The sequence below is a fragment of the Croceicoccus gelatinilyticus genome (genome assembly GCF_018398395.1).
In the GTDB taxonomy this organism is placed as follows: Bacteria; Pseudomonadota; Alphaproteobacteria; order Sphingomonadales; family Sphingomonadaceae; genus Croceicoccus; species Croceicoccus gelatinilyticus.
In genome coordinates this window covers 304,174-322,589 of sequence record NZ_JAHCBF010000001.1, presented here as the reverse complement: position 1 = coordinate 322,589, position 18,416 = coordinate 304,174, and the positions used below count along the sequence as shown (strand labels likewise).

Here is an 18,416-nt window from a genome sequence, read left to right as displayed (position 1 = left end):
GCATTTTTCTGCCGGTCGAGCACGCTTAATCAGCGAGCGACTTGTTGATCTCCTCAACCATCTTCTTCGCGTCGGAGAGAAGCATCATCGTCTGGTCCATGTAGAAGACGTCGTTGTCGACGCCGGCATAGCCCACGCCGCCCATGGAACGCTTGATGAAGAAGACCTGCTTGGCCTTGTCCACCTCGAACACGGGCATGCCGTAGATCGGCGAGGACTTGTCGGTCTTGGCCGCCGGGTTCACGACGTCGTTTGCACCGATGATGAAGGCAACGTCGGTCTGTGCGAACTCGCCATTGATGTCCTCAAGCTCGAAGACCTCGTCATAAGGAACGTTCGCTTCGGCGAGCAGGACGTTCATGTGACCGGGCATGCGGCCCGCGACCGGGTGGATCGCGAACTTCACGGTGACGCCCTTTTCCTTCAGCAGGTCGGTCATCTCGCGAAGCACGTGCTGTGCCTGCGCGACGGCCATGCCGTAGCCGGGGATGATGATGACCTGTTCGGCCTGGCTCATCATGAAGGCCGCGTCCTCGGCGCTGCCGCGCTTCCACGGACGATCGGTCTGGGCAGCACCGCCGCCACCGCCGCCGGCATCCGCGCCAAAGCCACCCGCTATGACCGAAAGGAACCCGCGGTTCATCGCCTTGCACATGATGTACGACAGGATCGCACCCGATGCGCCGACCAGCGCGCCGGTGATGATCATTGCCGTGTTGTGCAGCGTGAAGCCCATCGCCGCAGCCGCCCAGCCCGAGTACGAGTTGAGCATCGAGACGACGACCGGCATGTCCGCGCCGCCGATCGGGATGATCAGCAGGAAGCCGATGATGAAGGCCAGCACCGTGATCACCGCGATGATCCAGAACGACTGGTCCTGCGTGAAATAGACCGTCAGACCAAGAATCGCGGCAAGCGTGCCGAGATTGATGAAGTGGCGGCCCGGCAGCATGATCGGCGCACCGCTCATCTTGCCGGCAAGCTTGAGGAACGCGATGATCGAGCCCGAGAACGTGATCGCACCGATGGCGATGCCAAGACCCATTTCCACGCGGCTGACCGGGCTGATCGCCCCGCCCTCGCCCAAAATGCCGAAAGCACCGGGGTTGAGATAGGCCGCCCAGCCCACGAGCACGGCGGCAAGACCGACGAGCGAGTGGAAGGCCGCAACAAGTTGCGGCATGTCGGTCATCGCGATCTTGCGCGCGATGACCCAGCCGATCGTGCCGCCCAGGAAGATGGCAATGCCGATTTCCGGCAGGCTGGCAATGTCATGCGTGACCAACGTGGTGACGACCGCGATCGTCATGCCGATCATGCCGTACCGGTTGCCCTGACGCGAAGTCGTGGGATGCGACAGGCCGCGCAGTGCGAGGATGAAGCAAACGCCCGCGACGAGGTAGGCAAACGCCACCCACGGGTTCACCGCGTGTGCCGCCGCTTCTGCCGGAACGGCCAGACTGGTCGGTCCTGCTACGTAATCGTTCATGATCACCGCGTCGGTCGCGGCGGCGAGGAAGGAGAACAGACCCATCAGTTCGCCTCCTTCTTCGGAGCAGGACGCTCCTTCTTCTTGTACATGGCGAGCATGCGTTCGGTGACAGCAAAGCCGCCGAAGATGTTCACGCTGGCAAGCACGATGCCGACAAGGCCCAGCCACTTGGCAGCGGGGCTACCGGCTTCGGCAGCCGCGATCAGCGCGCCGACGATGATGACCGACGAAATCGCGTTGGTCACTGCCATGAGCGGCGTGTGAAGCGCCGGCGTAACCGACCAGACGACGTAATAGCCGACGAAGCACGCCAGCACGAAAATCGAGAGGATAGCGATGAAATCCATGATTTCCCCCTTGGCCGGTCAGCGCCCTGGCTGCACCTGCCTTATATTGTAGCCCGACGATCCGGCGACCTGCGCGGCGGAAACAAAATCCCGCCCCGGCAGACCGCTGCGGATCATGCAGTCAGCCGCTCGTTGACGACTTTCCCGTCCTTGGTCAGCCGGATGGCGTCGCCGATCTCCTCGTCGAGCACGACTTCGTTCTTCTCTGCGTCCCAGAAGGCCGACAGGAAGTTAAAGAAGTTGCGGGCAAGGAGCGCCGATGCGTCGGCGGCGAGATGCGCGGGCGTGTTCGAGAAACCGACGATCTTCACGCCATGCTTTTCGACCACTTCGTCAGGCACGCTGCCTTCGACGTTGCCGCCCTGTGCGACAGCAAGGTCGAAGATGACCGAACCGGGCCGCATCGAAGCGATCTGTTCGTCGGTGATCAGGCGCGGCGCAGGCCGCCCCGGGATCAGCGCGGTGGTGATGACGATGTCCTGCTTGGCGATGTGGCTGGAGACAAGCTCGGCCTGAGCCTTCTTGTACTCGTCGCTCATCTCGGTGGCATAGCCGCCCGAGCCTTCGCCCTCGATCCCTTCGACGCTTTCGACGAAGATCGGCTTCGCGCCCAGCGACTTGATCTGCTCTTTCGTGGCTGAGCGGACGTCGGTGGCCGAAACCTGCGCACCGAGACGGCGGGCCGTTGCGATCGCCTGAAGTCCTGCGACACCCACACCCATGACGAAGGCCTTGGCAGCGGTAATCGTACCGGCTGCGGTCATCATCATAGGGAAAGCGCGGCCATAGGTATCGGCAGCGACCAGAACGGCCTTGTATCCGGCAAGGTTCGATTGGCTGGACAGGACGTCCATCGACTGCGCGCGCGTGATGCGCGGCATGAATTCCATCGACAATGCCTCGAACCCGGCGGCCGAGTAGGCGTCGACGAGATCGCGATTGCGGAACGGATCGAAGATCGCGGCGACTTTCGCGCCCGGCTTCGCCCCTGCAAGGTCGAGCACGGCAGGCGCCTGAACGCCCAGCACCCAGTCCGCATCCTTAACGGTCGCGGCAAGGTCGCCCACAGTTGCGCCGGCGTCGACATAGTCGGCATCGGAGATCGAGGCATGACGCCCCGCACCGCTTTCGACTTTCAGCGTCGCGCCAAGTTTCGCAAGTTTCTTAACGGTTTCCGGTGTCGCGGCAACGCGGGTCTCTCCGACACCGCGTTCCGCCACGACGGCGATGATTGGCCCCTGCCCCGTTCCCTCCATGGGTCAGCAGCCAATCAGGCGATGATCATCACGACGATGGCAGCGATGATGGCGCACGCAATGGTGCCCCACTTGGTCATCGAAATGAAACCCTCGTAAGTCGAGCGCGCGGCCTTCATGTTGTCCTTGGTAGCCATGGCTGTCCGTATTCCCCTTCGCTATTGCGCCCGTTCCGCGTGCGGCCGGGCGATAACCAGTCCCGCGCAGGCCTTGGAACCCGCGGGGCGCTTGGCTCTATCCCGCATGTGTTACGCGCACAAGCCCTGCCAATAGTATCAGGTTGGCCACCGCGACCTGCCGTGCAGGTGCCCGGACAGGCCGGGGCGACGCCGGTTCCAACTGGACATCCGGCAATATCTTCCCATCTTTTAAAGGCATTGTTTACGATGTCCGTTTATTCATTTCCTCCGAACACTGCGGGCATCCTGCCTCGCGGAATGAGGGAACCGGCATGGAAGAGGACGAACTGCGCCTGCTGCTAGTGGTCGATCGCGACCCTGCGCAAGTGCGTCTCGTAAGCTCCATCGCGGCACGCGCCGGATGGCGCACGCAGTCCGTCGCCGATGTCGGTGCGGCCATTACGCGCCTTGCCCGCACCGATGACGGCCGCGTCTGCGCGCTTCTTCTCGACAGCGAAGTTGCGCGTGATGAAAGCTGCCACGTCATCGGCACGATTCGCGAAGCGGCCCCGGCGCTTCCCATCCTGTTCCTGACGCAAAGCGCCTCGCCCCTGCTGGCGGTGGAGGCGATGCGCGCTGGCGCGACCGATTACCTGATGAAGCCGATCGCGTCGGAACGCCTGCTCTACGCGCTCGAAAGTTCGACCCAGTCGGACGTCATCCGCGACGAACTGGCCCCGCTTGCCGAAAAGATCGAGGCATCGCTCGATTTCGACATGATGATCGGATCGGCCCCCAATTTCCGAGCGGCGCTTGCCCGCGCGGCCAAGGCTGCGCGCGGCCATGGCCCGGTGATCGTGGCCGGTGAGGCAGGTACCGGCAAGGAACTGCTCGCCCGCGCCATGCGCTCGGCCAGCCCGCGTGCGAAGGCACCCTTCGTGGTGCTGCACACTGCGGGGATGAGCCCCGGCAACCTTGAATCGGCACTTTACGGGCATGAAAAAGGTGCCTTCCCCGGCGCGTTCGACCGCAAATCCGGCGCGCTGCAGGATGCCGACGGCGGCACGCTGCTGATCGACGATATCGAACGCCTGCCTCCCGCCCTGCAGGAACGGCTCGCCCGCACGATCTCGTCAGGCGAAGCCAAGCCATTAGGCGCATCGCACAGCTTCCGCCTCGACGTCCGCGTCATCGCGACCTCCGCCGACGATCCGCAGCTTCTGGCCGCACAGGGCGTCATCGCGCCTGCGCTGGCCGACGCCTTCGGCACTGCTACCATCGCGCTCCCGCCACTGCGTGAACGGACCGGCGACGTCGCGCCGCTGACGCGCCATTTTCTTGCGCTGATCGGTGAACAGCCGGGCTTGCGCTGGCTTGGCGTGACGGACGAGGCACTGGCCCTTCTCGAAGGATACGAGTGGCCGGGCAACTTGCGCCAGCTTCAGGCCGTCCTGTTCCGCGCCGCCGTCTTCTGCGACCGCGACGCGCTGACCGTGCAGGATTTCCCGCAATTGTTCGACATCGTCGGCGAACATGCAGCCGCCCCTGTTCCGGCTCACGGCGGCGGCGTGACGCTGTTCGGCCCCGACGGGCACTTACGCACGCTGGAAGACATCGAGGCCGATGTCATCCGCCTCGCCATCGGCCATTATCGCGGCCGGATGAGCGAGGTGGCACGCCGCCTCGGCATCGGGCGTTCGACGCTCTACCGCAAGCTGGGCGACCTCGGCATCGATAATGCGGCTTGATGGGGCTACCTGATCGCGGCTAGCTGCCGCGCATGGCTTCTGATTTCGACTTTTCGGGCAAGACCGCGCTGATCACCGGCGCAGCATCGGGCATTGGCGCGGCGACGGCTCGCTGGCTGGACGCGCATGGCGTGGCAAAGTTGGTGCTGGTCGACATGGACCGCCCTGCGCTCGACGCGATGGACCTGTCCTGCGAGGTCGTGCGCATCGGCGGCGACGTTTCCGATGTCGAGCTCTGGACGACCGGCATGCGCGATCTGGGCGAGATCGACTGCGCGCTGCTGAACGCAGGGATTGCGCCGGGCGGCAAGTCCATCGTCGACAGCGATCTGGCCGAATGGAAAAAATGCATGGCCGTCAACGTGGACGGTGTGTTCCTTGGCCTGCGCCGCGTGATGAAGGCGATGGCGGCCAAGGGCGGCTCTGTCGTGGTGACGAGTTCCGTTTCCGGCACCAAGCCCTATCCGGGCACAGCGGCCTACGCGACCAGCAAGGCCGCCGTCCTGCAATTGATGCGCGTTGCGGCGGCAGAGGGCGCCTCGCAAGGCATCCGGGTCAACGCCATCGCGCCCGGTCCGGTCGATACGCCCATCTGGGACAAGGCGGACATTACCGGATCGCTGCACGGAGACGACGATGCACGCGCCGCAATGATGGGCGAACTGGCGAAAGGAACGCTGCTGAAGCGAGTGCCCGATACGGACGAGATCGCCGCTTCCATCGGTTTCCTGCTGTCCGACCTTGCCGTCAATGTCACTGGCATCGCCCTGCTTAGCGACGGCGGAGCCAGCCTCAGGGTCTGACTGTCCAGCGCTGCGCCGTTACGTCCTTGCGCAGATAGAGTGGGTGGCGCGGATGGCCTTCCTTGGTCGTGCCATAGCAATCGAGCGCCGCATCGCCGCATAGCTTCGCGACATCGCGATCCCGCCCGCGATGCGCGCCATACACGCCCCAGGCCGCGATGGTCGTGCCCGCGATTTCCAGAGCCAGCTGCGTCGCCGCGTCATTGTGCCTGCCCACCGGCCCGCGCCGCTTCTTCAGGCGCAGCGGATCAGTTTCGCGCATGGCGAACAGGTTCCAGACCAGCAGCGACGCCCCCGCCTCCCGCGCCCGCGAATGGCAGCGCGCGATGGTCGGGTCGTTGGCAAGGTGATCGGCCTTCGACGGGTTGAGCATGGCGATGGCGAGCATCTCGCGGTCTGACGAAGCATCGCGCCAGAGAAGATAGCGGTAGCGCCCGCACCGGCTGAACACCGCGCCGTGGCCGATCTCGTTATCATGCCGGAAATCGAGCTCGCACGCGGCGGCCCAGTCCGCGATCCGGCGAACCGCGCTGGCCGCGTCGATAGTCCCGCTCATCGCGGAAGCTGGGAGAAATCCGTCAGAGCCCCGTCGCGAAGACCGCGCCAGACATGCATCGCCTGCACCGTCTCTGCCGCATCATGGACACGCAGGATCTGCACGCCCATGTCGAGCGCCATCGTCGCCACCGCAAGCGAGCCTGCCAGACGCTTTTCCGCAGGAGCCTCGTTCGACAGCGCGCCGATGAACCGCTTGCGGCTGACACCCAGCAGCAACGGATGGCCCAGCGCATGGAACAGCGGCAGCGAATTGATGATGGCAAGGTTCTCGGCCAGCGTCTTGCCGAAGCCGACGCCCGGATCGAGGATGATGTTGTCGCGCTTCACGCCCGCCTTCAACGCGGCATCGCGGCGCGCGCGAAGATCGTCGAACACGTCGAGCACGACATTCTGGTACTTCGCGCCCGCGTGCAGATCATCGCCCTTGCCCGGTGCGTGCATGATGACGACCGGACAGCCTGACCCCGCCGCGACTTCGGCGCTGCGCTTGTCGTACTGAAGGCCCGACACGTCGTTGATGATACGCGCCCCTGCCTCAAGCGCAGCTTCCATCACCGCAGCCTTGCGGGTGTCAATGGACACCGCCGCTCCGCCATTGGCGAGCCGTTCGATCGCGGGGATCACGCGGCGGATCTCGTCGCCTTCCCAGATCGTCGAAGCACCGGGACGGGTCGATTCCCCACCGACATCGATGATCGCGGCGCCTGCCTCCAGCATATCGACGCCGCGTCCGACCGCCGTATCGACATCGTCGTCGAAGCTGCCGCCATCCGAAAAGCTGTCGGGCGTGACATTGAGGATGCCCATGACCTGCGGCTGGTCCAGCCGGATCGTACGGCCGCTTCCATCGGAGAATTGCAGCTCGATCGCCGGATGCGCCATGCGCAGGTTCGACCACTGCCGCTCGCCATCCTCGACCAGGGCGGGAGGCAGCTTGGCGAGCGCTGCGGCCACGTCGGGCGCCTGCACGATGTCGCGGCTCTGCACGTGGCCCGCTTCGGAGCGGACGATCAGCGCGAAATCGCGGGCATAGCACATCGTGCCGGCCAGCCGGATCGCGCCGGGCATGTCGTCCGCACCCTCGATTGCCTGCGGCGAGGGAGCGAACGTCAGCGGCTGGATGTAAAGCTTGGGCATGGCAAAGCCCAATAACGGGCCAATTGCTTCAGGCCAATGAAGATCGGCCCATATCCCCTGCCTTTGGCGTCAGTCCTCGGTGGCGAGGATGTAAAGCTGGCGCTGCGCGTCGATCGGCTGAACCTGCCCGCCCGCTTCCATGTGCCAGAAGGTCCACCCGTTGCACGAAGGCGCGCCCTGAAGCGATGCGCCCAGCCCGTGGATCGAACCCGTTTCCTTGCCCGAAACCAGCGAACCGTCGGCACGCACTTCGGCGGAATAGCGCCGCTTCTTGTCGAACAGCTTGGTACCTGCGGGGACATAGCCGTTTTCGACCAACGAGCCGAAGGCAACCCGCGGGGCCTGGCGCTTCGACTGCATCGTCTTGAGCGCGGATTCGTCGAGCGGCAGGGCCATCTCGATACGTTCCAGCGCGGCTTCGCGGTAATTGCCTTCACGCTCGCACCCGATCCAGTCGCGGCCAAGGCGCTTGGCGACAGCGCCGGTGGTGCCGGTACCGAAGAACGGGTCGAGCACGACGTCACCCGGATTGGTCGTCGCCAGCATGACGCGATAGAGCAGGCTTTCCGGCTTCTGCGTCGGGTGAACCTTGGTGCCGCCCTTTTTCAGCCGTTCCTGTCCGTTGCAGATCGGCAGGACCCAGTCCGAACGCATCTGCAGTTCATCGTTCAGCGTCTTCATCGCACGGTAGTTGAAGGTGTACTTCGCCTTCTCCCCCATGCTTGCCCAGATCAGCGTTTCGTGCGCATTGGTGAAGCGCGTGCCCTTGAAGTTGGGCATCGGGTTCGACTTGCGCCAGATGATGTCGTTGAGAACCCAGAACCCTGCGTCCTGCATCGCCGTGCCGACGCGGAAGATGTTGTGATAGCTGCCGATCACCCAGAGCGAGCCGTTCGGCTTCAGGATGCGGCGCGCCTCTGCCAGCCAGCCCTTGGTGAAGGCGTCGTAGGCGGCAAAGCTGTCGAACTTGTCCCAGTCGTCCGTCACCGCGTCGACCGCGCTGCCATCAGGGCGTGACAGGTCGCCGCCCAACTGCAAGTTGTAGGGCGGATCGGCAAAGATCATGTCAATGGAATTGGCCGGAATAGTGCGCATGGCGGCAATGCAGTCGCCATCGAGGATCTGCCCGATGGGCAGGTCCTTGCGCACTTCGATCTTGGTCTCGCGCTTCTTTTCTTCGACGCGCGAGGGTGTGTTCAGCAGAACCGTCGCCATGTGGAACCCCCTGTGGAAAACCCATGGTGATTCCTGTGGGACTCGCGGTCAAGCACCGATTGCGGCGGTCGGGTCGGTTTGGCGGGCCAGGTGAGTCCGTGTCGCAACAGTCGGGCACATCATGTTGAGTCTTGGCCAGAATCGCAGACTCAAGATCGTGTGGTGTGACATCGAAGACTCGCCCTGCTGATTATTCGCTTGCCGCGATGTGCCCTGCCCCGCATCTTCGGTGGCGGGCGCACTGCTGCGCCGAACGGGGGGTATGCATGGCACTGGAAGTGATCGGCGCAGGCCTTGGCCGCAACGCCACCTTCTCGACGAAGTTCGCACTGGAAGAGATCGGCTTCGGGCCATGCTACCACATGGTCGAGGTATTCCGGACGGCCAGCCGCTCGATCGGGCTGTGGCAGGACGTCGTCGATGGCAAGCCCGACTGGGACGCGATCTTCGACGGGTACCGCTCCACCACCGACTATCCCGCCTGCAGCTACTGGCGCGAACTGGCGGACTTCTATCCCGATGCGAAAGTCGTGCTGACTGTGCGCGATCCCGACAGCTGGTTCGACAGCGTGAGCGAGACGATCTTCGCCCCGCGCATGATGGACAGCCTGAAAGGCTCTCCGGTCGAGAGGTTTATGGCCGGCACGATCTTCGCGCCGTTTGGCGACAAGGTCCGCGATCGCGCATTCATGACGGACTGGTACAAACGCCGGAACGACGAAGTGATTGCCACGATTTCCGATGAGCGGCTGCTGGTTTTTCACCCGAAGGAAGGTTGGGAACCGCTCTGTTCGTTCTTGGGCGCGGACATACCGGACAAGCCCTTCCCCCGCGTCAACAGCCGTGACGAGCTGGGCGCAGCATCGGATGAGAAAGGCGGGTTGCCGTCCGATCCGGCGGAGCTGGAAGCTTTCGCGGGCGGCTATATAGCCTCGCTCAAAGCCAAGGCGTTTGGCTAGGTAGCCGGGGCGACCAGGTCAGGCTGGCAGGAGTTCCGGATCGACGCCGGTCAGTTCGACCGATCGCTTCCACAGCCATTCACCCGCACCCGGATCTCGCGCCAGCCGCGTCAGGAAGGCGCGGCCTGATGGCCCGCTCATCTCACGAAGGCCGCGCGGACCGTAATAGTCGCCGTTCGCCACCTCCGGCCCTGTCGCCGCCTGAAGCGTCGGCCATGCTCCCTGCTCTGCGGTGTTCAGCACCATTCCCACGAACTTCATCGCGAGGTTCGCTATGCCGACATGGCGGCCCAGTTCGGTCGAGGCGACACCGGGATGGCATCCGACCGACATAACCGGAGAACCGATGGCCGACAGCCGCCGCGCCAGTTCCACGAAGAACAGCGCATTGGCGAGCTTGCTGTCCGAATAACGCTGACCGCGGGCATAGTCTTCTTCCGCTTTCGGGTCGCTCCACACGGCCTGTCCGCTGCGGTGCGCGATGCTGGAAGTGACGACGACACGCGGGTCCTTGCCCTCGGCCAACTTGGGAAGGAGCAGCGAGGTCAGTGCAAATGTACCTAGATGGTTCACGCCGAACTGCAATTCGAACCCCTGTTCCGTGTGCGACAGCGGCGGGATCATCACGCCAGCGTTGTTGACCAGAACATCGAGATTCTCGCGCTGCGACAGGCTTTCGGCGGCCTGTTTAACCGCTTCCAGATCGCCCAGGTCGAGTTCGGCGAAATCCAGCTTCGCGCCCGGCGTTTCCTCGAGTATTTTCGCCATGGCCGCGCGGGCCTTGTCCTCGCTGCGACAGGCAAGCACGACTTCGCCGCCTCTGCCCGCCAAAACGCGGGCCGCTTCGAAGCCCAGCCCCGTGTTCGCCCCCGTTACGACATAAGTCCGGCCCGAAAGGTCGGGAACATCGGCAGCGGTAAATCCGGGCATGGGCTATCCTCTTATCGTTACAGCGGCATTTCCATCTGCGCGACAGGCGCAAAGCTGCGACGGTGCAGCGGGGTCGGCCCATGGACGCGCAGCGCTTCCATGTGTTCGGAAGTGCCGTAACCCGCATTCCGTTCCCAGCCATAGTGCGGATGTGCCTTCGCAGCCTCTCGCATCAACCGGTCGCGGTGCTCCTTGGCAATGATCGAGGCGGCGGAAATGCACGGTTCCTTCGCATCGCCCTTGACGATGGCGCGGGCCGGCCAGCGCCACTCGGGGCGACGGCCCTGTGGGGTCAGGTTGCCGTCGATCAGCACTTCAATCGGATCGCAGCCGATCTTGGCGCAGACCGCCTCTGTCGCCAGTGTCATCGCCAGCATTGTCGCGCCGAATATGTTGAGCCGGTCGATATCCTCGACCTCCACCACGCCGATGCCCCAGTGACAACGGCGCAGGATCATTTCCTCCAGCTCGGCGCGCTTCTTCGCGCTCAACACCTTGGAATCGCCAAGGCCCGCCGGTCGGGGCTTGCACAGCACGACCGCAGCGGCCACCACAGGGCCAGCCAGCGGACCGCGCCCCGCTTCGTCGACACCGATGATGATGCGGTCCATGCTCAACGGAACATCGCCTTGCAGGACTTGCCGGGCACCAGAAAGAAAACAGGTTCGCAAATGCACATCAGGATCGCCTTCTTGCCCGCCGCGGCCGCCCTTGCAAGCTGCGGCATGCCTTCGACTGCCAGCGATGGTGGACAGGCTGTCGAAAATGCCGTCCAGCTCGAACCCGGCCCCGCCGACGATGCTTTCGTGATCGAGGACATGGGCACGTTCGACGAGCCCTGGGCCATGGCCTTCGCCGCTGGAACAGACATGGTCCTGCTGACGCAGAAGGCTGGCACTGTGGTCGGGCTCGACACGAAGACCGGCGCGCGCATTACGGTCGGCGGTGTGCCCGAGGTCGCCTATGGCGGTCAGGGCGGGCTGGGCGACATTGCCTTCCTGCCATCCGAAAGCTCCGACACGCTCGACGGGCGCACGATCTACCTGTCCTATGCAGAGCCGGGTGAAGGCGACACGCGCGGCGCTGCGGCAGGGCGCGGCACGCTTTCGTGCGAAACCGCAACGAACTGCACCATCACCGGCTTCGACGTCTTCTGGCGCCAACCGAAAGTGACGGGCCGCGGCCACTATTCGCACCGCTTCGCCTTCTCGCCCGACGGCGAATATCTCTTCATCTCCTCGGGCGATCGTCAGAAGATGGATCCGGCGCAGGATACATCCAACGTCATTGGCACTGTCGTCCGCCTCCTTCTCGACGGCACCCCAGCCCCCGGCAATCCGCTGGCCGACAAGGACGGCGATCCGGCGATCTGGTCGTGGGGCCACCGTAACCTGCTGGGGCTGGAATTCGACGCGGACGGACAGCTCTGGGACATCGAGCACGGCCCACGCGGCGGGGACGAACTGAACAAGGTCGAGCCGGGTCAAAACTACGGCTGGCCCGTCGTGTCGAACGGCATCCACTACAACGGCGATCCGATCCCCGACCATGCGACGCGGCCCGAATTCACGGCACCTGCGATCAGCTGGGACCCGGTGATCGCGCCGGGCGGGATGCTGTTCTATTCGGGCAAGCTGTTCCCCTCGCTCGAAGGGCACGCGCTTGTCGCAGGGCTTTCGACACAGGCCATCATCGACATCGCCATGGACGGCGAAAAGCCGGTCGAGGCTGCGCGCTACGAATTCGACAATCGCCTGCGAGCGATCGAGGAAGCGCCCGACGGCGCGATCTGGGTTGCAGAAGACGGTTCGGGCGCGAAGCTCTGGCGGCTGACGCCAAAATCCTGATCATTTGGCCCTGATCATCTGGCGAGGTGGGCGCGGCCCTTGCGGCGATAGTACTCGACAAGGGACGCCCCCCGCCCTATCCGCGCGCCCCGTTCGCACAACTTGGGGCAACCACTTCGCGCATGGCCACGATCATCCCTCTCGACCAGGTCGATCCCGCATTGATCGAGGAACTGCTCGACCGTGCTTTCGAGCCGGAGCGGCAGAAGCGCACCGCCTACAAGGTGCGCGACGGGATGGACTGGCTGCCCGGTCTGTCCTTCGCCGCGCTCGACGATGACGATTATCTTGTCGGCACGATCCAGTGCTGGCCGATCGCACTGACCGATCCCGATGGTCGCGCGCACCCGATGGTGATGGTGGGACCCGTCGCGGTCCTGCCGGGCCATCAGGACATGGGCTATGGCAAGGCGCTGACGCTGGCCTCATTGGCCGCGCTCGACGATACGAAGGCAAAAGCCGGCCCGCTGCCGCAGGTCCTGATCGGAGACGCGGATTACTATGGCCGGTTCTTCGGGTTCAGCGCCGAACACACTGGCGGCTGGGCCGCGCCGGGCCCATGGGAGCCTTCGCGCCTGCTCGTCCGCTGTGCCAATCCGGCCATCCTCCCCGAAAAGGGGATGTTGGGGCCTTGGCGGAACTGAACCGATCTGGCATCGCTTTCACTGAAAGATGCCATACGACGTTCCCCCCGATCTTGCCGGAATGACACTTGCCGAAGTGGCCGAGGCGGTCGCTGCGCGCAAGTTACCACCCGTGTCCCAGTGGAACCCGGAAAATACCGGCGAAAGCGGCATGCGGATCGCTGCCGACGGGCGCTGGTATCACGACGGCGCACCGATCACCCGCGACGCGATGGTGCGCGCCTTTTCGGGCCTGCTGCGGCGCGAGGAAGACGGATACTGGCTGGTCGTCCCCTACCAGAAGCTGTCGATCGAAGTGGAGGATGCCCCCTTTGTCGCCACCGACGTGCGCGTCCATGACGAGGATGGCACGCGGGCAATCACGTTCCGGCTCAACACCGACGAATTCGTCACCGCCGATGCCGACCACCCGATCGTCGCGCGCGGCGATGCGGAAACGCCCGCGATATACGCAACAGTGCGCGACGGACTGGAAGCGAGGCTCGACCGGTCGACTTATGCGCAACTGGCCGAAATCGCGATTGCCGAGGGGCACGACCCGCTTGCCGTGACAAGCTGCGGTGAGCGATTTGCCTTGCTGCCAGAGGGCGAGGGATGAGCGCGATACGTCAGCGGCTCACCGCGATGCATCGATCCGGCCATCGCCGGCGGATCCACGATTTGCGCGACGAAGGCGAACTGGCCGAAGGCGATCCGCGCGATGCCGCGGTCCTGATCGCGGTCACCGAACGCCGCGAGAATCCGGGCGTTTTGCTGATCGAGCGGCCAGCGAAGATGCGCAATCACGGCGGCCAGGTCGCATTCCCGGGTGGCGCGATCGATCCGGGCGAAACGCCGGTTCAGGCTGCCCTGCGCGAAGCGCACGAGGAGATCGCCCTCCCCCTGTCCGCCGTGCATGTCATCGGCACGACCGACATCTTCAATTCGGCAAGCGGCTATTCCATCACGCCGGTCCTCGCCACGGTTTCACCAAACCTGCATCTGCGCGCCAATCCGGCCGAAGTGGACGAATGGTTTGAGGTTCCGCTCTCGTTCGTGCTCGATCCGGCGAACCACAAGGAAAACCATATCCACTGGAAAGGCCGCGACCGCAGTTTCATCGACATGGAGTGGGACGGGCACCGCATCTGGGGCGTCACGGGGGCAATCCTCGCAAACCTGTCGAAACGCCTCCACTGGCAGGCAGCGGCGCGATGAAGCCGATCACCGAAGCCGAATGGACGAAGCGGCCCGACCTCCCGACGCTGATCGCAGCGCTGGGCGCGGACGAGTGCCGCTATGTCGGTGGCTGCGTGCGCGACGCGCTGATGGGGATCGACGCACATGACGTCGACCTTGCCACTCGCCACGAACCTGCCGAAGTCGTCCTGCGCCTGAAGGACGCGGGCATCCGCACCGTGCCTACCGGTATCGAACATGGCACAGTCACTGCCGTCCTCGACAGCGGTCCGGTCGAAGTCACGACCTTGCGGCGCGACATCGCCACCGATGGCCGCCGCGCCACCGTGGCGTTCGCGACCGAGTGGAAGGATGATGCCGCGCGCCGCGATTTCACGATCAACGCCCTCTACGCCCATCCCGAGACTTTCGAGGTTTCGGACTATTTCGGCGGGCTGGACGATCTGGCTGAGCGCCGCGTCCGTTTCATCGGCGACGCGCACGAACGCATCCGCGAGGATCACTTGCGCATCCTGCGCTACTTTCGCTTCCACGCCCGTTTCGGCAGCGAGCCGGCGAACGAGGAAGCCGTTGCCGCCTGCCGCGAACTCGCCCCGACGCTGAAGGGCCTTTCGCGTGAGCGTGTGGGCTGGGAATTGCAGAACCTGCTCGCCCTGCCCGACCCCTCGCCCACGATCGCCCGCATGGCCGAACTCGGCGTTCTTGCCGTCGTCCTTCCCGAAACGGGCGGCGTACAGGTGAACCGGCTGGCGCGGCTTGTCACGGCGGAGCGGGAAGCGGGGATCGAACCAGACGCCATCCGCCGCCTTGCCTCGTTGCTGCCGCCCGATCCGTCATGTGCCGAACAGGTCGCGTCACGCCTGCGTCTCTCGAACGCGCAGAAAAAGCGCATCAAGGTGGGCGCCGCGCGGACAGAGGCGGATACCGCGAACCCGCGCGCTCTGGCCTATCGCGAAGGTCTGGAAATCGCGCGTGACCGGCTCCTGCTGCTCGATGCATCGGTCAGCGACCTTGCGGGATGGGAAGTGCCCGCGCTTCCCATCAAGGGCGGCGAGATCGTCGCGGCCGGTGTCGGTGCCGGTCCGCAAGTCGCGAAAGTCCTGCGCACGGTCGAAACCCGCTGGGTCGACGAAGGCTTCCCCGACGAGGCGCGCACCCGCGAAATCATGGCCGAGGAAGTCGCCAATCTCGCCTGAGAAACGGTCAGGCTGGCGAAAGGCATGGGTCGCTATGACAGCGGTATGGATCGGTTCGTGACCTTTCTGGAAAGCCTGCCCTATGGCGAAGTCTTCGCCAGCTATCCGCTATTGGCGATCGCCCTGATCGCGCTTTGCGTATCCATGGTTGGCGGCGCGCTGGTAAAGTCGATGCCGAAGACCGGCGGCCTGATGCGGGGCTTCGGCAGCTTTGCGCTTGTCGCCGTGCTGGTCATGACCGTCATCGACATCGCGCGCCTCAACCCCGATCTCGCCATGCCGCAGCTGGGCGTGCCCGAACAGGTCGTGCAGGGGCAGGAAACGCACATCCCCCTTTCACGCGACGGGCACTACTGGATAGAGGCGCAAGTCAACGGCCACCCCACCCGTTTCCTCGTCGATACCGGCGCCAGCCTGACCGCGATCTCGCCCGACACGGCGCAGGCCGCAGGGCTTACCGCCAGTTCGGTCCTGGGCACCGTGCGGCTGGAAACCGCCAACGGGACCGCGCCTGCACACCTGACCAGTATCGAGAGGCTGGAGACCGGCACGATCCGCGCCGACGACCTGCGCGCGGTCATCGCGCCGTCGATGAACGGCATGAACGTGCTGGGCATGAACTTCCTCTCGCGCCTCCAGAAATGGAGCGTGGAAGACGGCACGTTGATCCTCGTCCCGGCGTCGGATAGCGGGCAAAACTGAAAATCATTGCATTTCGCAGGCGCAGCAACTATCTGGCCCGCCAGCGACGGCAGAATATTGCCATCAGCCGCCAGCGTGAGCGCCCGCACCTCAAAATAGCGGAGTGGCCCGCGGCAGATCGACGGTCGCTGTCGTAAAGCTTCCCCAATCACGCACGGGTCGCCTTTGTGGACCCCCGCGCGCCGCCGACTTTGGCGGCAGCGCCAATGCGAGTATTTTCATGTCCTATTTCCAGGAACTCGGCCTTGCCGAGCCCATTCTCCGCGCGCTTGAGGCAAAAGGCTATTCCGAGCCTTCGCCGATCCAGCGCCAGGCCATTCCCGCCCTCATGGAAGGGCGCGATCTTCTTGGCATCGCGCAGACCGGCACCGGCAAAACGGCCGCGTTCTCGCTGCCTTCGCTCCATCGCCTTGCTGCTGACGGCTACAAGCCCAATCCGGCATCGTGCCGTATGCTTGTCCTGTCGCCGACCCGCGAACTGGCGGCCCAGATCGCCGAGAATATGCGCCGCTATGCCAAGCACCTGCCGATCAACGTCGAATGCGTTTTCGGCGGCGTTCCGGTGGGCAAGCAGGCCCGCCGCCTCGTCCCGGGCACAGACGTGCTGGTGGCAACGCCGGGCCGCCTGCTCGACCTCATCGACCAGCGCGCGCTGACGCTCAAGCACGTCGAGATCTTCGTGCTCGACGAGGCTGACCAGATGATGGACCTCGGCTTCATCAAGCCGCTGACCCGCGTCGCCAACCTGCTGCCCAAGGATCGCCAGTCGCTGTTTTTCAGCGCGACGATGCCCAAGGACATCGCCGACCTGTCGCGCCGCTTCATCAACGATCCGGTCAAGGTCGAAGTCGCCCCGCAGGCGACGACGGCTGAACGCGTCGAACAGTACGGCACCTTTGTGAACCAAGCCGAAAAGCAGGCGCTGCTCACCCTGTCGCTACAGGCCGGTCTTGCCAGCGGCGAGATCGAGAAGACGCTGGTCTTCACCCGCACCAAGCACGGTGCCGACCGCGTCGTGCGCCACCTTGCCGCAGCCGGTATCACGGCGGCCGCGATCCACGGCAACAAGACGCAGGCCCAGCGCACCCGCGCGCTTGATGGTTTCCGTGCCGGCAACGTCCCCGTGCTGGTCGCGACCGATATCGCGGCACGCGGCATTGATGTGACGGGCGTCTCGCACGTCTTCAATTTCGAGATCCCGAACGTGCCCGAACAGTACGTCCACCGCATCGGACGCACCGCCCGTGCAGGCGCAGATGGCGTGGCGATCAGCTACATCGCGCCGGACGAGAAGAACTACATCCGCGACATCGAGAAGCTGACAGGCGTTCGCCTGACGCCGATGCCGCTGGTCGACAACTTCACCAAGCGCGCCGAGAGCCTGCCCAAGCCCAGTCGCAAGCCAGCAGGTGCCGAATATGGCGAGCGTCAGGACCGCGGCAATCGCAAGCCGCGCGGCCCCAAGAAGGGCGGCAACAACCGCGATTTTGAACAGCGCAAGGCCCGCAAGGCCAAGGAAAACCGCGGCGACGGCCAGCCGCGTGACGACATGGGCCGCAAGCGCCGCTTCAAGCCCAAGGGTCCGAAGGGCGTCGGCGCGCACAAGAACGCGGTTCGCGCACGCTGATCGGCGCTGAATGAAACAAGAAAGGGCGGTAGCTGCGAAGCTGCCGCCCTTTTTTCATTTCCGAAGCCTTCGCCCCGCTCAGTCCATATGGCGAAGGCCGATGCGCAGGTAATCCCAACCAGTCAGCACCGTCAGCACGGCCGCGGCCCAGAGCGAACCGATACCCGTCCAGTACACGAAATCGAGGCTTGGCAGAGCGCCCGAAAGGATCAGCGCGCCCAGCGCGACCATCTGGAACGTCGTCTTCCATTTCGCCAGTCGCGAGACCGGAACGGAAACCTGCACCCCTGCAAGGAACTCCCTTAGCCCCGAGACCATTATCTCTCTGAGCAAGATGACGAGAGCGGCAAGAACATGGATCGATGGAATGATGCCGGTGTGGACAAGCACGAGGATTGTGGCCGCCACCATGATCTTGTCCGCGATCGGATCGAGAAAGATGCCAAGCCGGCTGACCTTGCCGCTGGCACGCGCCAGCATTCCGTCGAAGAAATCGGTAATACCAGCGACACAATAGAGCGCGAAGGCCAGCCAGTGGCCCACGATCCAGTCCGGCCACCACAGGAAAAAGACCAGCAGGGGCACCGCAAAAATGCGCGACAGCGTCAGAAGGTTGGGAAGTGTCAGCATTATCTCAAGCTATGTCCGATAGAAGCG

20 protein-coding genes are annotated in these 18,416 nt (G+C 64.4%); 10 read left to right on the top strand and 10 right to left on the bottom strand.

From position 1 onward, the window contains the following. Window positions 1-25 precede the first annotated feature (25 nt). From KIH45_RS01770 to KIH45_RS01755, 4 genes are all read right to left on the bottom strand, one after another. Entirely contained in the window at window positions 26-1,489 is a 1,464-nt protein-coding gene (locus KIH45_RS01770; RefSeq protein ID WP_213174655.1) for an NAD(P)(+) transhydrogenase (Re/Si-specific) subunit beta, read from the bottom strand. 44 nt (window positions 1,490-1,533) lie between these two features. Continuing rightward, window positions 1,534-1,839, bottom strand: a complete 306-nt coding sequence (locus KIH45_RS01765) for an NAD(P) transhydrogenase subunit alpha part 2 (RefSeq protein WP_066765803.1) — start codon at window positions 1,837-1,839, stop codon at window positions 1,534-1,536. Window positions 1,840-1,952: 113 nt separating this feature from the next. Then, window positions 1,953-3,095: an NAD(P) transhydrogenase subunit alpha gene (locus KIH45_RS01760; protein ID WP_213174273.1), complete on the bottom strand. Its 1,143-nt coding sequence runs from the start codon at window positions 3,093-3,095 to the stop codon at window positions 1,953-1,955. 14 nt (window positions 3,096-3,109) lie between these two features. Then, complete coding sequence (locus tag KIH45_RS01755) at window positions 3,110-3,232, bottom strand: aa3-type cytochrome c oxidase subunit IV (RefSeq protein WP_144095402.1); 123 nt, start codon at window positions 3,230-3,232, stop codon at window positions 3,110-3,112. Between the two features lie 314 nt (window positions 3,233-3,546). Here KIH45_RS01755 and KIH45_RS01750 point away from each other — a divergent pair, with 314 nt between their 5' ends. Both KIH45_RS01750 and KIH45_RS01745 read left to right on the top strand, forming a co-directional pair. Further along, complete coding sequence (locus KIH45_RS01750; RefSeq protein ID WP_213174272.1) at window positions 3,547-4,962, top strand: sigma-54-dependent transcriptional regulator; 1,416 nt, start codon at window positions 3,547-3,549, stop codon at window positions 4,960-4,962. Between the two features lie 32 nt (window positions 4,963-4,994). Next, a complete protein-coding gene (locus KIH45_RS01745; protein ID WP_213174271.1) occupies window positions 4,995-5,765 on the top strand; it encodes an SDR family NAD(P)-dependent oxidoreductase in 771 nt (256 codons plus the stop codon). Here KIH45_RS01745 and KIH45_RS01740 read toward each other — a convergent pair. The 3 genes from KIH45_RS01740 to KIH45_RS01730 all read right to left on the bottom strand — a co-directional run bounded on the left by KIH45_RS01740 (window position 5,755) and on the right by KIH45_RS01730 (window position 8,675). Continuing rightward, on the bottom strand, window positions 5,755-6,321 hold the full coding sequence (locus tag KIH45_RS01740; RefSeq protein ID WP_213174270.1) for a DUF1643 domain-containing protein: 567 nt from the start codon (window positions 6,319-6,321) through the stop codon (window positions 5,755-5,757). The genes KIH45_RS01745 and KIH45_RS01740 overlap by 11 nt on opposite strands. Continuing rightward, the gene (folP, locus tag KIH45_RS01735; RefSeq protein WP_213174269.1) at window positions 6,318-7,460 is read right to left on the bottom strand and encodes a dihydropteroate synthase; all 1,143 of its coding nucleotides are present in this window, start codon (window positions 7,458-7,460) and stop codon (window positions 6,318-6,320) included. Before folP ends, KIH45_RS01740 begins: the two co-directional genes overlap by 4 nt. Before the next feature lie 69 nt (window positions 7,461-7,529). After that, the gene (locus KIH45_RS01730; protein ID WP_213174268.1) at window positions 7,530-8,675 is read right to left on the bottom strand and encodes a site-specific DNA-methyltransferase; all 1,146 of its coding nucleotides are present in this window, start codon (window positions 8,673-8,675) and stop codon (window positions 7,530-7,532) included. A gap of 266 nt (window positions 8,676-8,941) precedes the next feature. Between KIH45_RS01730 and KIH45_RS01725 the strand changes: the two genes are divergently transcribed. Beyond that, entirely contained in the window at window positions 8,942-9,634 is a 693-nt protein-coding gene (locus KIH45_RS01725) for a sulfotransferase family protein (RefSeq protein WP_213174267.1), read from the top strand. An 18-nt stretch (window positions 9,635-9,652) separates the two neighbouring features. On the opposite strand, the gene KIH45_RS01720 is transcribed toward KIH45_RS01725, so the two are convergent. Continuing rightward, a complete protein-coding gene (locus KIH45_RS01720; RefSeq protein ID WP_213174266.1) occupies window positions 9,653-10,564 on the bottom strand; it encodes an oxidoreductase in 912 nt (303 codons plus the stop codon). 17 nt (window positions 10,565-10,581) lie between these two features. After that, a complete protein-coding gene (locus tag KIH45_RS01715) occupies window positions 10,582-11,175 on the bottom strand; it encodes a ribonuclease HII (protein WP_213174265.1) in 594 nt (197 codons plus the stop codon). A 114-nt stretch (window positions 11,176-11,289) separates the two neighbouring features. Between KIH45_RS01715 and KIH45_RS01710 the strand changes: the two genes are divergently transcribed. From KIH45_RS01710 to KIH45_RS01680, 7 genes are all read left to right on the top strand, one after another. Continuing rightward, window positions 11,290-12,411 (top strand): PQQ-dependent sugar dehydrogenase, encoded by a 1,122-nt coding sequence (locus KIH45_RS01710; RefSeq protein WP_225899579.1) that lies wholly within the window; start codon window positions 11,290-11,292, stop codon window positions 12,409-12,411. Between the two features lie 122 nt (window positions 12,412-12,533). After that, window positions 12,534-13,055 carry a GNAT family N-acetyltransferase gene (locus tag KIH45_RS01705; protein ID WP_213174263.1) on the top strand — a complete coding sequence of 174 codons (522 nt, stop codon included), beginning with the start codon at window positions 12,534-12,536 and terminating at the stop codon, window positions 13,053-13,055. A 28-nt stretch (window positions 13,056-13,083) separates the two neighbouring features. Then, complete coding sequence (locus KIH45_RS01700) at window positions 13,084-13,653, top strand: DUF1285 domain-containing protein (protein ID WP_213174262.1); 570 nt, start codon at window positions 13,084-13,086, stop codon at window positions 13,651-13,653. Further along, the gene (locus tag KIH45_RS01695; protein WP_213174261.1) at window positions 13,650-14,252 is read left to right on the top strand and encodes a CoA pyrophosphatase; all 603 of its coding nucleotides are present in this window, start codon (window positions 13,650-13,652) and stop codon (window positions 14,250-14,252) included. The genes KIH45_RS01700 and KIH45_RS01695 overlap by 4 nt, the downstream gene beginning before the upstream one ends. Next, window positions 14,249-15,430 (top strand): CCA tRNA nucleotidyltransferase, encoded by a 1,182-nt coding sequence (locus KIH45_RS01690; RefSeq protein ID WP_213174260.1) that lies wholly within the window; start codon window positions 14,249-14,251, stop codon window positions 15,428-15,430. The genes KIH45_RS01695 and KIH45_RS01690 overlap by 4 nt, the downstream gene beginning before the upstream one ends. Before the next feature lie 24 nt (window positions 15,431-15,454). Beyond that, entirely contained in the window at window positions 15,455-16,132 is a 678-nt protein-coding gene (locus KIH45_RS01685; protein WP_225899578.1) for a retropepsin-like aspartic protease family protein, read from the top strand. Window positions 16,133-16,352: 220 nt separating this feature from the next. Next, the gene (locus tag KIH45_RS01680) at window positions 16,353-17,759 is read left to right on the top strand and encodes a DEAD/DEAH box helicase (RefSeq protein ID WP_213174259.1); all 1,407 of its coding nucleotides are present in this window, start codon (window positions 16,353-16,355) and stop codon (window positions 17,757-17,759) included. A gap of 78 nt (window positions 17,760-17,837) precedes the next feature. Here KIH45_RS01680 and pgsA read toward each other — a convergent pair whose 3' ends face one another. Next, window positions 17,838-18,389, bottom strand: a complete 552-nt coding sequence (gene pgsA, locus KIH45_RS01675) for a CDP-diacylglycerol--glycerol-3-phosphate 3-phosphatidyltransferase (RefSeq protein WP_213174258.1) — start codon at window positions 18,387-18,389, stop codon at window positions 17,838-17,840. Window positions 18,390-18,416: the final 27 nt, after the last annotated feature.